Genomic DNA, 13,523 nt, shown 5'->3' on the forward strand with positions numbered 1-13,523 from the left:
CCCATCGCGCCGGCTATCGAGGAATACATGAGTTCCATGCATCCCTCCATAGACTGTCTATATGCTCGAGCTTCGTCAGCTGCAGGTGCTGAAGGCCATCGCCCAGGAGGGCTCGCTGGCCGCGGCCGCCCGTGCGCTCCACTACACGCAGCCCACGATCACCCACCACCTCGGGGTCCTCGAGGCCCATTTCGACGCACGCCTCGTACAGCGCGGGCCGCGCGGTGCCGTCCTGACCGAGCTCGGAGCGGCGCTGCTTCCGCACGCTGAGGCCGTGCTCGAACGGATACGGCTCGCCGAACGCGAAGTCAGGGACCTGGCCGAGCGGGGTGCGCACACCCTGCACATCGGCACCTTTCCGACGGCGGGTGCGCTCCTGCTGCCGCCCGCGGTGAAGGCCGTGCGGCAGGGCGGGGTGCAGATCTCGCTCACCGAGGGCGAGCTGCCCGCCCTGCTGAAGGGGCTCGGCGCACGGGAGCTGCACGCCGCTCTCGTCTTCTCCCAGCCGGGGGACCGTCTCGATCTCGACGACGACTTCGAGCTGCATCCGCTGCTGCACGATCCGCTGCTGCTGGTCATGCCCGAGGACCACCGGTGCGCCGGGCTGACGCACGTACCGCTCGAGGAGCTCAGGCACGACGACTGGATCGGGGCGGCCGATCCCCGCGATCCGTGCGACCGCGTCCTGTCCTGGGCCTGCGCCCGGTACGGCTTCGAGCCCGTGCACGCCCTGCGGACCGACGACTACGCCGTCGTACAGGGCTTTGTCGCGGCGGGCTCGGGAGTGGCGCTCGTGCCGCGTCTCGCCCTGGGCACTCCCCGCGAGGACGTCGCCGTCCGGAAGCTGACGGGACCGCCGCTCGCCCGCGAGATCAGCGTGGCGGTGCTGCGCGCCACCGCCGCGCGCAGCACCGGAGAGCTGGTGGCGGCCCTGACCCGACAGGCACGGCAGATCCGGCAGCGGTGGAGCGCCATCGATGCGGATGCCGACATCCCTGCGCACACCGTTCGCCCGGACCAGGCCGTGTTTTAGAACTCCCGCCTGGCCCGCGACGCCTGGCACGCACACTCGCTGCGTTGTCGGAGTCATCCGAGTACGTCCAGTACGAGGATGATCCTCCGCCTTGCGACTGCACGCACCGGACGCCGCGAGCCCCGCCCTACGGGCGGACGGCGCCAGGCCCTGTCCGGCCGATCTTGCCGGGCTCGCGTGCCCTGGCACCGCACCTCAGCTGCGTTGTCGTCGGTCACCGACTCCCCCGTAGCCCTTCGGGCACGGGAGGTGCCCCCACCGCGTCGATTTCTCCCCCTGCCTTCGGCGGGGGACCCCCCCACCTCCGCCTCGCGATGTACGGCACCAGACCCCGCTCACTGATCCGGCCTGATCGACCGGACAGGACCTGGTTCTCGAACACGGCCTGGGTTTTCCGTCCCGGGAGGTTGTGGATCAGGCCCCGGCGGCCTGTGAAAGCACGTTCCCCGGTCGCCCGGATGCCTCGCCGTTCATTTCGCGAGCCGTTCGCGTGGCGCCAACGGGATCTCGGCCCACACCTGCTTGCCGCCGCTGAGGGGTACCGAGCCCCAGGACGCCGTCGTCGCCTCGACGATGAGCAGGCCACGGCCGCCGGTGGCTTCCCAGTCGACATCCGTCGGCTTGACGGGACTGCGGGGCGAGGTGTCGTTCACGGCGATCCGCAGGCGGTCCGCGGACAGTGTCAGATCCAGCCGCACCTCTCCCTGTGTGTGCGCGACGGCGTTCGTGACCAGTTCGGACACGACGAGCAGGGCCACGTCGAGTTCCTCGACCACGTCCCACGAGCGCAGCGTCCGCGCGGTGAAGCGGCGGGCGTGCTGGACCGCGTTGGGCAGCCGCCACACCGTCCAGTGGGTGCGCATGGGCCGTACGCGTGTGCCGTCGTAGCGCAGGAGCAGCAACGCCACATCGTCGTCGCGGCGGGGCACGCCGCCGAGCAGCTCGTCGGCCACCCGTCCGGAATCGCTCGGGTCGGCCGAACTGAGCACGTCGCACACACGGCGCAGGCCGTCCTCCAAGTGGAGGCTCGACGACTCGACCAGACCGTCCGTCAGCAGGGTGAGCATGGTGCCGGGGACCAGACCGGCCTCGGTCATGGGGAACTCCGCGTTCGCGAGCACGCCCAGAGGCGGCCCGCCCTCGACCACCAGCTCCTCGGTGGTGCCGTCGGGGTGGCGCACGACCGGCGGCAGATGCCCGGCCCGTACGAACCGGGCGATGCCCTCCTCCATGTCCAGGTCCACGTAGAGGCAGGTGGCGAACAGATCGGTCTCCATGCCGACGAGCAGCAGGTTGGCGCGGGAGACCACCACATCGGGCGGATGGCCCTCCACCGCGTAGGCCCTGACGGCCGTACGCATCTGGCCCATGATGGTGGCGGCTCCGGCGCTGTGGCCCTGCACGTCTCCGATCACGAGCGCCACATGACTGTCGCCGAGCGGTATGACGTCGTACCAGTCGCCGCCCACGGCGAGCCCCACCGTCGCGGGCAGATACCGGGCCACGGCCTCCCCTCCGGGCAGCACGGGGAGCTTGCGGGGCAGCAGGCTGCGCTGGAGCATCCTGGCCAGCTCGTGACCGGCGTTCAGCGCGTGGGCGCGCATCAGGGCCTGGCCGACCAGGCCCGCCGTCGCCGTCAGCAGCGACCGCTCCTCCGGGCCGAACCAGTGTCTCCCTTCCCACCCGACCAGGCACAGCCCGACCATCCGGCCGTCGGCCGGGAGCGGCAGCACCGCGAGACCACCGGGCCCGATGCCCGCGAGGCCGGGTTCGAGATCCGCGCCCGGGGGCCACAGGCTCACATGGCCCTCCCTCAGCGCGCTCTGCAGCGTCGGCAGGTCGTGGGTCGAGGCGTCCGGCCACTCGGACCGCCATTCGGACCGCCACACTCCGGGCCATGCGTCGGGCTCCGGGGGGTCCAGGAAGGTGATCACGAGCCGGTCGCCCTCCAGCTCGGCGACCGCGACGCGACTGGCGTTCAGCGGCTCGCGCAGCGAAGCGACCACCACCTGGCTGACGTCCCGGATGGTCGTGGCACTCGCCAGTCTGGCGGACAGCCGCTGCACGACGGAGACCTCGTCGGCGCTGGGGCGCAGGTACGAGGCGTCGGCGACCACACCGAGCACACGCTCCGGCGTGCCCCCGGCGTCCACATCCACGCGACACCGCAGACCCAGCCAGCGCAGTTCGCCGTTGGGACGGCGGATACGGAACGCCAGCTGCTGGTCCTCGGCGGAGAGCCGGCCCGGCTCCACGATGGCCATCAGCGCGGGCATGTCGTCCGGGACGGCGCAGGCGAGCAGGGTCTCCACGCTTCCGTCGAACTGGTCGGTTCGGATGCCGAGCAGCTCCAGCACGTGTTCGTGGGCCTCCATGCGGCCGGTGCTCAGCTCCAGGATGAAGGCGCCGCCCTGGAGAGGCATCAGCGTGTGTCCCAGCGGCGGTCGTGGTGCCGCCGCTGCTGGGGCCGCGGGGAGGCGGGCGGCCACCGATTCGAGCCCCGCGGCCACCTGGTCGGCGTAGAGCTCCAGAAGGCTGCGGCGGTCGGCGCTGAAGCCGTCGGGGACCTCTCCGGCGACGATCAGGCAGCCCAGCTCCTTGGGGCCGTGTCCCAGCGGCAGGGCGCCGAGCGAGATCTTGGCCTGGGTCCCGGCACTGTTGCGGAGAACGCGGCCGGTGAAGTGGTGGGGATCGCTCTCCATGTAGGCCGCGAGCTCCTCCGGGCTCAGCCACAGCGGAGCGCCGGAGCGGAAGGCGTCCGCGGCGGGGGAGTGGCCCTCCACGGCAAGGATCGCCGGCAGCCCGTACAACACGCTGCGGCCTCCGGCCAGCTCGGCCAGATGAAGCTCTCTGCCCCCTTCGGCAAGGACGTAGACAGCAGCCAGCTCAGCCCCACAGAACGCAAAGCTTGCTCTGGTCACAGTCTGTAACGCCTCCCTGCCCGGGCAGACCTCGTCGACCGCCCTACCTCCATGCTGTCGCGCCTTGGACTGCGGCGGCGAGTCAGGGACGGAGGGCGACGAGCCCGCTGCGAGAAGCAGCGGCCCCTGGCTTGCCCGACGAACCCGACCGTGCCCGTGACGATACTGTCGACCGGCTCGTCCCCGCAGCCCCGCGGCGACACCTCTGCAGCACCGGGGAATCACACCGCCGTAACCCGTCGGCGGTGCGGGTGTTGCCGTGCACGAGGCGCTCGGGTGGTCGCTCTCGTCGAGGCATCCCCTACCCGTACAGGGCGCTGGTAGATTTTCAACGTGACCGGCAGTGATTGGATCCGGCCCGGACGGGCGGCCGCGGTACGGCTCGACGAACCGCCGAGAGTCGCCGGGCTCGGAGTCGGGGTGCACGGGACCGCGAGTCCGCTCGACGTGTTCCGGCTTCCCGGTCTCTGGCAGCTGCACCTCTACCGGTACGCCGCCGAACTCACCGTCGACGGAGTCGTCCACGCGATCCGGCCGGGGTATGTGAGCCTCGTACCGCCCGGGGCGGTGGTGAAGTACCGCTACCGCGGGCGGTCCGAGCATCTGTACGTGCATCTTGAGCTGCCCGGCGCGGGTGAGGCCCGGGAGATCCCTGTGGTGCAGGACGCGGGCGCGGTGACGCCTTCGCTGTCCGAACTGCTCCTGGGCGCCATCGCCACGGCGCCGCGCAACCCCCGCAGGGCGGAGGCCGAGGTGTGGGCGGCCCTGTGGCGGGTGGCCGAACTCGCCGAGCCCCCCGGGGCCGGCGCCCGGCCGCACGCCTCGGCCGCCGCGGCCATCGCGTACATCGAGTCGAACCTCGCCGGCCGGCTGACAGTGCCCGAAGTGGCCAGGGTGGCGGGGGTGTCGCACAACCACCTCATCCGGTTGTTCCGGGCCGAGACCGGCGGGACCGTCGTGGCGTACATCCGCCGCCGCCGGATGGAGCGCGCCCGGCACCTGCTGCGCGAGTCGACGCTGCCGATCCCCGCCGTCGCGGCGGCCGTCGGCGTCGAGGACCTGCAGGCGTTCAACAAGGCGTGCCGGCGCGAACTGGGCGCGTCCCCGCGCGCGATCCGCGCCGGCGACTGACCGCACCGGCGGACGAGGGATCTCAGTAGCGACCGGTGCCCCGGTAGAGGTCCAGCTCGCCGTCGAGTTCGACGGCCAGCACGGTGGCCGACTCGTCGACGTCCCCGGCCTCCGGCGCGTCGATCCACAGCACGCCCGGCACATGGCCGAGACCGCCGATGACGCGGTGCACCAGCTCCGTCCCGGTGCCCACCACGCTGACGCGCTTGACCTGGTTGCGCAGTCCGCGCAGCGAAACCGACTCGCGCGGGGTGTCGAAACAGACCAGATACAGCGTGCGGCGGTCGGCGGACAGGGTGCTCGGACCGTAGTGGTGCCCGGCCGGGAGACCGGCGACCGTGCCGTACACCGCCTCGCAGTGCCCGGCGATCCAGGCTCCGAGGCCTTCGAGGCGCTCGGCCTGCTCGGCCGGGATCGTGCCGTCCTCCCGCGGCCCGACGTCCAGCAGCAGATTGCCGCCCATGCCGATCGTCTCGGTGAAGTAGCGCACCAGCCGGCGCACCGACTTGTGGTTGTGGTCCTGGCGCTGGAAACCCCAGGAGTCGTTGACCGTCAGGCACAGCTCCCACGGTCCGTCCGGAGGCAGCAGCGGAACGCCCTGCTCGGGGGTTGCGTAGTCGCCGTGGCTCAGCATGCGCCCGTTGAGGACGGTCTCCGGATTCCCGGCGAGGATCAGCTCGGCGAGCTCCCGCATCCCCCACTGCTCCTCGCTGCGTTCCCACTCGCCGTCGAACCAGAGCAGGTCGGGGCGGAAACGGTCGACGAGCTCGCCGACCTGTGCGTTGCGGTAGGCAAGGAACCGGGCCCAGGCCTCGGGGTCCTCGACCCCGTCCTCCGGTGTGAGGAGGGGGTGGGTGGCCACGTCCTCGTCGGGCGGGGCGGGGTGGACCACGCTCGCGTAGTCGGGGTGGTTCCAGTCCGAGTGCGAGTAGTAGAGACCGACCTTGAGGCCCTGCTCGCGCAGCGCACCGGCGTATCCGCCGAGGAGGTCCCGGCCGGCCGGCGTCCGTCGCGCCACGTTCAGGTCGCCGTGGGCGGTGTCCCAGAGGGCGACGCCGTCGTGGTGACGGGCGGTCAGTACGGCGTACTTCGCTCCGGCGCGCGCGAACAGCTTCGCCCAGGCCCTCGGGTCGTAGGCGGACGCGGTGAAGCCGTCGAGCTGCTTCATGTACTGCTCGCGCGGCACATCGCCGTGATAGAAGGCCCAGGACTCGGGAACACCGTCCACCGCGTAGATGCCGTAGTGGATGAAGATGCCCAGCTTGGCATCGGGGAACCAGGGCTGCATCGGCATGGGATCAGTTCCTCGGTGAAGGGATACGGGGACTCGGGGACTCGGGAATCGGGGAATCAAGGGCGGAGGATCCGCGCCGTCCCCGACGCTATGCCGGGGCCGGGCTGCGAGGCGTGGGAACCGATCACCCTCACTGGTCTGTTTTCACCTTTCGGCGACCGGCTGTGAGACTGTCGCCGTGCGTCACAAGGGGTGGTTCGATGCAGGGGTGGAGAGCATCACCGGTCGGTTGCTGACGAAGGCGTGCGGCCGCCCCAGCGGACTGCTCGGCCGCATCGGTGGCCGGCTCATGGCCCATGGCAACGCCGCCACGGAGCGCAGAATGGTCGACCTCGCCGCGCCGGCGGAGCAGGACATGGTGCTGGTCGTCGGCCCGGGCCCCGGGGTCGGGCTGCAGGCCGCCGCCGAGCGCTCCGCCCGGGTGATCGGCGTCGACCCCTCGGACGTCATGCTCGACATGTGCCGCCGCCGGTGCGGCGGCCTGATCGAGCAGGGCCGCGTACGCCTCACCACGGGCACTGCGGACCGTACGGGCATGCCCGCGACGTCTGTTGATGCCGTGATCTCCGTCAACAACGTGCACCTGTGGCCGGATGTGCCCGCAGGGCTCGCCGAACTCCACCGGGTGCTGTGCCCCGGCGGCCGGCTCCTGCTCTCGGCCCACGAGAGATGGCTGCCCGGCGGTCTGCCCGCGCTCGCCGACGCGGTCCGGAGCGCGGGCTTCGACGGCGTCCGCACCTGGACCTGGAACCCACCGGGCTGCAGCGCCGGCTCCGCGGCCCAGTTGCGCGCGATCCGTCCGCCGGCGTGAGCGGGCCGCGGCAGCGACCGGTCGCGGCGGGCCCGGGGCTCATGCCTCGCTACGATCTTGGGCCATGGACATAGCCTCGTACCTCCTCATCCCGCTGATCGGCCTGCTGGGCGCGGTCCTTGAGAGCCGGATCGGCCGGCTCGACCGCCGGATCGCCACGGTCGAGCGCAAGGTCGATCTCGTACTGGACCACCTGGGCATCCGTGAGACCGGCCCCGAACTGGACCAAGTGGTCGGGCTCGTGCGAGCAGGCAAGAAGATCGAGGCCATCAAGAGGTACCGACAGATCACGGGCGCCGGTCTCAAGGAGGCCAAGGACGCGGTCGAGCGGATGTAGACACCACGCTGACGCCCTCGCCGGGCGGATCAGCCTGACCAGGCAGGGGCGGCGGTACCGTAGGACGGTTCCGCTTTGCGAGTGCGACGGATGGGGATGGCTGACGTGTCGACGTCGAATGCCGTGCTGGTGGGCGCCCCGTGCTGGGTCAGCCTGGTGGCCCCGGACATCGGTTCGGCGCAGCGTTTCTACAGCGCTGTTTTCGGTTGGGAGTTCCGCAGCGGCCCGCACGGCGAGGAATTCTCCGTCGCCTACCTCCACGGCGCTCCGGTGGCGGGGATCGGCGCCCTGGCAGGGAGAGCCGTTCCCGTGGCCTGGACCCCCTACTTCGCGGTCGCCGACGCGGACGTGGCCGCCACACGGATCAGCGAGCGCTGTGCCACCGTGGCGGTGGGGCCCCTCTCCGTCGGCACCGGCCGTGCGGTCCTTGCCGGCGACCGCGACGGAGCGATCTTCGGGGTCTGGGAGGGCGAACTCGTCCCCGGCTGGACCGTCGGGCGCGACACGGCGCTGGCCTGGCTGGAGCTGCACACCAGAGACGCCTTCGACGCCGCCATCTTCTATGCGGAGGTCCTCGACTGGGGCGCGGACCGCGCGGGCTGCTGCCAGGTCGCGTACGAGGACGACTACGTCGTCCTGCGACAGGAGGGGGAGCAGGTCGCGCGGCTGCACGGCGGCGCGGTCGAAACGGCCCCCGACCCCCATGTGCGACCGCGCTGGGACGTCCACTTCTGGGTGAGTGACCTCCACGAAGCCGTGGCCACGGCCACCCGGCTCGGCGGCGGCGCCGTATCACCCGTGGACACCGACGCCCCCAGCCCTTCGGTCACGCTGCGTGACCCGGACGGGGGCCTCTTCACGGTGACGGCACGAGCCGGTCGGTACGCCCACCCCGGCTGAACGGCTCCGTCCGGGGGCGCGGACCACGACGTGGACCAGGCCGCGGCTGTGCGTCCGCTACCGGTCGCTCTCCTCGGCGCCCGTGCGCTCCTCGGCCCGCCGGCCCGAGGTGAGGGCTTCGCCCCCCTCGCCGCGCCCGCTGAGGGGCACGAGGCGTTCGGTCAGTTCCAGCTCGGCGTCCAAGATCTCCCGCTTCAGCTCTTCGCCTTCGGGAGGAGCGGGCTTGCCGTGCTGCCTGGCACGCTTCATGGCGATCTCCTTTCCGTGCCTGACGGTCTGTGCCGCGTGGCTACCCGGATCGTGCCGCCTTCACTCGTCCGTCCCCGTCCGAGAGAGACCGGCGGCCCGTCCACACTGCTCAGCGGCCCAGCGACCGCTTGAGCTCCTCCTTGTTCATCGAGGAGCGGCCGTGGATGTTGCGGCGCTGTGCCTCCGCGTACAGCTGGTCGTACGTCGGGCCCCCGGAACCCTTGCCCGAACGCTGACCGCCGCGCTTCGACGAGGACATGTCCTCCGTGGAGATCTTGCTCGCGGTGCGGGACTCGCCTGCGCGGGCGCGCTCCTTGTTCACCGTACGGGCGGCGATCTCCTTGGCCCTGTCCTTGCTTTCTCCGCGCTGCTCCGCGCTCTCCTTGATGTGTTCGTACTGGCGCTCCCGCTTGGGGCTCGATCCCCGCGGCATGGCGACTCCTTCGAACTTCCGTATTAATGCGTGGGTCCTCCGTGCCACCCTGCGTCCGGGCGGGCGCGCCCGCAAATCCGGACGTCAGGCGAGCAGGTTCACGCCCTCCCGGAACACTCGGGGCAGCCGGGAGGCGAGCGGCACGATGCGCGAGGCGAGGAGCGGACGCTCGCGGACCCAGAGCAGGGAGCCGGTGAGGAGCCGGTAGCTGCGGGAGAGCCGGCGCCAGGCGTGTTCGTACGCCTCGGGGTGGCCGGCCCTTACGCACCGGACCAGCTCCTCGGCCGCGGTCAGGGCGAGCGTGAGGCCCTCACCGGTCAGCGCGTCGGTGTAGCCCGCCGCATCGCCGACCAGCAGCACACGGCCCGCCACGCGTGAGCGCACCCGCTGACGCAGCGGCCCGGCGCCGCGCACCGGGGTGCCCGGCGCCGCCGCCAGCCGTGCGGCAAGGAGCGGGAAGCGCGCGAGCTGCGCCTCGAACGGCACACGGTCCGCGGTGAGTACGGCGATGCCGACGAGGTCGGGCGCCAGCGGCGTGACGTACGCCTCGGAGCGCGCCGACCAGTGCACCTCCACCATGTCGCTCCATGGCTCGACGGTGTAGTGGCGGCGCAGTCCGTAGCGCGCGGGCCGGCGCGGCGCAGGCGGCGCGGACAGGCCGAGCGCGCGGCGGGTGGGGGAGTGCAGACCGTCGGCGGCGACGAGGTAACGGGCAGTCAGCCCGCCGGCCGTCACACCGCGCCCGTCCTGGTGCACCGGGCCGAGGCGCCGCGGCACGATCCGTACGCCCAGCTCGGCCGCCCGCTCGGCCAGTGCCGTATGCAGGCCGGTCCGTCGCACGCCGAGCCCGTGGCCGGCACGGAACCGCGCCTCGGCCGTGCGACCCGTGAGGCCGTCCACGTAGCGGATGCCCTGGAACGGCCTGCCCGCGACCGTGACGCCGAGCTTCCCCAGGGCTCGCACGGCACCCGGCATCAGACCCTCGCCGCACGCCTTGTCGACGGGAGTGGGGCGCGGCTCGGCGACGACGACCTCGAGTCCGGACAGTGCACCGTGGATGGCGGTGGCCAGACCGGCCGGGCCACCGCCGGCGACCAGCAGATCGATCACCGCGCCGCGCCCGCCATCCGTACGGTCCGGCCGCAGGCCAGGGCCGCCTCCTCGCAGCGGACGCGTACGGTGAGCAGCACCAGGTTCAGCGCGGTGAAGCAGACCGCGGTCACCCAGGCCGTGTGCACCAGGGGCAGCGCCAGCCCCTCCAGGACCACGGCCAGGTAGTTGGGGTGCCTGAGCCACGGCCACCGGTACGGGCCGGTGGTGATCAGCGGCAGACCCGGGACCACGACGACCCGGGTGTTCCAGCGCGGGCCCAGCGTGGCGATGCACCACCAGCGCAGTGCCTGTGCGACGACGGCCAGCACGAGCATCGTCCAGCCGAGCCGAGAGATGAAGGGGCGGTCCGCGGCCCACGGCTCGGCGATGCAGCCCGCCAGCAGCGCGGTGTGCAGAGCGACCATCGCCGGGTAGTGGCCGCGTCCGTACTCCCGGCCGCCGCGCGTCCGGCTCCAGGCGGAGTTACGACGAGCGACGACGAGCTCGGCCAGCCGCTCCGCCGCCACCAGGAGGACGACGACGAGAAATCCCACGTACGGATCCATCGGCGAAGTCACCAGCGCAGCAGCACGAGTTCGGAGGAGAAGCCGGGCCCGAACGCGAGCATCAGGCCGGCGGATCCGGGCTCCGGCGGCCCGGCGGTCAGGGTGTCGCGCAGCACGTGCAGGACGGAGGCCGAGGAGAGGTTGCCGGCCCGGGCCAGCGAGCGCCGGCTCAGCTCGAAGGCCTTACCGGGCAGCCCGAGGCCATCGGCCAGGACGTCGAGGACCTTCGGTCCGCCCGGGTGGCAGATCCAGGCCGCCAGGTCCGGCGGTTTGAGATCGTGCCCCGCGAGGAAGGACGCGATCTCCTCGCACACGTTCAGCCTGATCACCTCGGGCAGCTCGCTGCCGAGCACCATGCGGAAGCCCCACTCGCCCACGTCCCAGCCGAGGAGGTGCTCCGTACCCGGATAGAGACGGCTGCGGCTGTCGACGACCAGGGGGCCGGATGCGTCACCGTGACGGGGATGCTCCCGGCCGACCGCCAGCAGGGCCCCGGCTCCGTCGCCGAAGAGCGCGCCGGCCACCAGGTTCGCCATCGAGGTGTCCGCCGGTTGGAGGGTGAGCGAGCACAGCTCGGCGGAGAGGAGCAGCGCGACGTGGTCCGGCCGGCCGGTGAGGTAGTCGTGGACGCGCGCCACACCCGCGGCACCACCGGCGCAGCCGAGGCCGAAGAGCGGGACGCGCCTGACGTCGCGGCGCAGCCCCACGGTGGCGGCGAGCCGGGCTTCCAGGGACGGGGTGGCGACGCCGGTCACGGACGTGGACACCACCAGGTCGATCTCGTCGGCTGCCATGCCCGCCTCGGCGAGCGCGCGTTCGAGAGCCTGTACGCCGAGGTCGAACGCCGCCTCGAGATAGGCGTTGTTGGACCGGCCGAAGCCACCCAGCTGCCCGTAGTCGTCGAGCGGGAGGGCGAGATGCCGTGCGTCGACCTGGACGGAGGAGTGGACGCGGCGCAGCAGACCGGGATCGGATCCCGACGGCAGACAGCGGGCGAGCGCGTCCGTGATGTCCGTCTGGGAATAGCGGTGGGGCGGGAACACGGTACTCACTGCCAGGACACGCGTCATTGCCCCAACATAGAAAGGTTCTGACACAACATGATGAAATCAGACATGCCGGGCGCGTCGTGGCTTAGCGTGACGTCGTGATGCCGAGCGGGACCGCCCACGACGACGCGCCCTCAGCGCCCTCAGCGCCCGCTGCGCCCTCCGCGCCCGCTGTGTCGGCTGTGCCGGCCGCGACGCCCTCCGTGACGCCCGACGTGCAGGCCGGCGCGATGCCCTGTGTCTCACCGCGCCGGACCGTGAACGGCCTGCTGAAAGCGTGTCACCCCGCGCCCGCCGCGGCCGTCACCGTCTTCACCGCCGCGTTGACCGCTGCCGTCGGGGGACGCGACCTCCCCGGGGGTGCGATGACGGTGTGCGCGGTGGCCGCCGGTCAGTTGTCGATCGGCTGGTCCAACGACCGGGTCGACCTGGGGCGTGACCGTGCGGCCGGGCGCAGGGACAAGCCGCTCGCGACGGGGCACACCTCGCCTCGCGCGGTGGCCGCGGCAGCGGGGGCGGCCCTGGCCGTCTGCGTACCGCTGTCGCTGGCCTGCGGCCTGCTCGCGGGCTGCGTCCATCTCGTGAGCGTGGCGGCGGCGTGGTCGTACAACCTCCGGCTGAAGCGTACGGCCGCGTCCTGGCTGCCGTACGCGCTCGCCTTCGGACTGCTCCCGGCGTTCGTCACGCTCGGTCTGCCCGGAGCTCCCTGGCCGCCCCTGTGGCTGACGGCCGCCGCCGCGTTGCTCGGTACGGGTGCCCACTTCGCCAATGTGCTGCCGGACATCGACCACGACCTCGCGGCAGGCGTCAACGGCCTGCCGCAGCGGCTCGGTGGAAGGCGGTCGGGGCTGGTGGCGGCTCTCCTGGTCCTCGCCTCTTCTCTCGTTCTGGTGTTCGCGCCTGCGGGGCCGGTCTCCGCCTCGGGATGGGCGGTGCTGTCGGCGACGGCGCTGCTGTGCATCGTCGCCGTGGCCCGTCCGTTCCGCAGCGCCGGCGGGCGGATCCCGTTCCTGGCCACCATGGGCATCGCGGGCGTGGACGTCGCCCAACTGCTGCTGCGCGGCGCCGCACTCGGGTGAGAAACCATAGGGCCGTCCGGGTGGTTGGCGGCCTCCTTCGCAACTGGACGGGCCCGTGCGTGACTCCTAACGGCCGGAGACATCAATCGAGGAGGCTCTTATGGCTGCTTGGCAGGATTCCGCGCTCTCGACGATGACGACCGACCAGGCGACGGCGACGGCGACGACGGCGACAGCGACGGGCGCAACCGCCGATCCTTACCGCTTTCCCGGTGCCGCCGACTTTCTCCTGCCGGCCCCGGACCCGGGACAGCGGTTGTCGATGTCGCTGAGCCCGATGGACAGGCGGCGACTCGACCTGCACGCCGCTCTCACCGCCGCGGGCATTCCGCCGCTGCCCGGCGATCTCGAGGCGATCGAGGCCCTCTGCCTGCTCGACGACACGACGAACGCGACGGTCCAGCGCTGGATCACCAGCACACCGTGAGCAGTGCGCGGTGCCCACGGGCATGAGTTTTTCCTGGGGGCTGGATTGCCGAGGCGTACGGAGACGCTCGAGCCGGCGCTGACTCAGGGCCGAGGGCCCCCGCCCGGACCGGCGGATTCCAGCGGTCGTCGCAACACGTGATCAGTGTTGGGCGGTTGCAAGCAGTGTAGAGAGGCGCTCGGCTGGGGTTTCCCAGCCGAG

Annotated in this window: 14 protein-coding genes; 7 read left to right on the forward strand and 7 right to left on the reverse strand. The window is 72.0% G+C overall.

Annotation, left to right across the window (positions count from 1 at the left end; all coding sequences use genetic code 11):
* The first annotated feature begins 61 nt into the window (after nt 1-61).
* A complete protein-coding gene (locus ACWCXB_RS34385) occupies nt 62-1,033 on the forward strand; it encodes a LysR family transcriptional regulator (RefSeq protein ID WP_450728053.1) in 972 nt (323 codons plus the stop codon).
* A 470-nt stretch (nt 1,034-1,503) separates the two neighbouring features.
* On the opposite strand, the gene ACWCXB_RS34390 is transcribed toward ACWCXB_RS34385, so the two are convergent.
* Nucleotides 1,504-4,074 (reverse strand): SpoIIE family protein phosphatase, encoded by a 2,571-nt coding sequence (locus tag ACWCXB_RS34390; protein ID WP_450728080.1) that lies wholly within the window; start codon nt 4,072-4,074, stop codon nt 1,504-1,506.
* 213 nt (nt 4,075-4,287) lie between these two features.
* Here ACWCXB_RS34390 and ACWCXB_RS34395 point away from each other — a divergent pair, with 213 nt between their 5' ends.
* The gene (locus ACWCXB_RS34395) at nt 4,288-5,085 is read left to right on the forward strand and encodes a helix-turn-helix domain-containing protein (RefSeq protein WP_450728055.1); all 798 of its coding nucleotides are present in this window, start codon (nt 4,288-4,290) and stop codon (nt 5,083-5,085) included.
* 22 nt (nt 5,086-5,107) lie between these two features.
* On the opposite strand, the gene ACWCXB_RS34400 is transcribed toward ACWCXB_RS34395, so the two are convergent.
* Nucleotides 5,108-6,379, reverse strand: coding sequence for an alpha-L-fucosidase (locus ACWCXB_RS34400; RefSeq protein WP_450728057.1), 1,272 nt, complete (start codon nt 6,377-6,379; stop codon nt 5,108-5,110).
* Nucleotides 6,380-6,587: 208 nt separating this feature from the next.
* Here ACWCXB_RS34400 and ACWCXB_RS34405 point away from each other — a divergent pair, with 208 nt between their 5' ends.
* The 3 genes from ACWCXB_RS34405 to ACWCXB_RS34415 all read left to right on the forward strand — a co-directional run bounded on the left by ACWCXB_RS34405 (nt 6,588) and on the right by ACWCXB_RS34415 (nt 8,427).
* A complete protein-coding gene (locus ACWCXB_RS34405; protein ID WP_450728059.1) occupies nt 6,588-7,190 on the forward strand; it encodes a class I SAM-dependent methyltransferase in 603 nt (200 codons plus the stop codon).
* A 64-nt stretch (nt 7,191-7,254) separates the two neighbouring features.
* On the forward strand, nt 7,255-7,527 hold the full coding sequence (locus ACWCXB_RS34410; RefSeq protein ID WP_450728061.1) for a ribosomal protein L7/L12: 273 nt from the start codon (nt 7,255-7,257) through the stop codon (nt 7,525-7,527).
* A 96-nt stretch (nt 7,528-7,623) separates the two neighbouring features.
* A complete protein-coding gene (locus tag ACWCXB_RS34415; RefSeq protein ID WP_450728063.1) occupies nt 7,624-8,427 on the forward strand; it encodes a VOC family protein in 804 nt (267 codons plus the stop codon).
* 57 nt (nt 8,428-8,484) lie between these two features.
* Here ACWCXB_RS34415 and ACWCXB_RS34420 read toward each other — a convergent pair whose 3' ends face one another.
* The 5 genes from ACWCXB_RS34420 to ACWCXB_RS34440 form a co-directional block, all read right to left on the reverse strand.
* A complete protein-coding gene (locus ACWCXB_RS34420) occupies nt 8,485-8,676 on the reverse strand; it encodes a hypothetical protein (protein ID WP_450728065.1) in 192 nt (63 codons plus the stop codon).
* Between the two features lie 109 nt (nt 8,677-8,785).
* The gene (locus tag ACWCXB_RS34425; protein ID WP_450728066.1) at nt 8,786-9,109 is read right to left on the reverse strand and encodes a plasmid stabilization protein; all 324 of its coding nucleotides are present in this window, start codon (nt 9,107-9,109) and stop codon (nt 8,786-8,788) included.
* Nucleotides 9,110-9,193: 84 nt separating this feature from the next.
* Entirely contained in the window at nt 9,194-10,219 is a 1,026-nt protein-coding gene (locus ACWCXB_RS34430; RefSeq protein ID WP_450728068.1) for an NAD(P)/FAD-dependent oxidoreductase, read from the reverse strand.
* Nucleotides 10,216-10,767, reverse strand: coding sequence for an isoprenylcysteine carboxyl methyltransferase family protein (locus ACWCXB_RS34435; protein WP_450728070.1), 552 nt, complete (start codon nt 10,765-10,767; stop codon nt 10,216-10,218). The genes ACWCXB_RS34430 and ACWCXB_RS34435 overlap by 4 nt, the downstream gene beginning before the upstream one ends.
* Before the next feature lie 8 nt (nt 10,768-10,775).
* Nucleotides 10,776-11,837, reverse strand: coding sequence for a type III polyketide synthase (locus ACWCXB_RS34440; RefSeq protein WP_450728072.1), 1,062 nt, complete (start codon nt 11,835-11,837; stop codon nt 10,776-10,778).
* A gap of 182 nt (nt 11,838-12,019) precedes the next feature.
* Here ACWCXB_RS34440 and ACWCXB_RS34445 point away from each other — a divergent pair, with 182 nt between their 5' ends.
* Both ACWCXB_RS34445 and ACWCXB_RS34450 read left to right on the forward strand, forming a co-directional pair.
* Complete coding sequence (locus tag ACWCXB_RS34445) at nt 12,020-12,895, forward strand: UbiA family prenyltransferase (protein WP_450728074.1); 876 nt, start codon at nt 12,020-12,022, stop codon at nt 12,893-12,895.
* Nucleotides 12,896-12,995: 100 nt separating this feature from the next.
* Entirely contained in the window at nt 12,996-13,322 is a 327-nt protein-coding gene (locus ACWCXB_RS34450; protein ID WP_450728076.1) for a hypothetical protein, read from the forward strand.
* The last annotated feature ends 201 nt before the right edge of the window (nt 13,323-13,523 follow it).

This window comes from Streptomyces sp. NPDC001514, assembly GCF_053597075.1.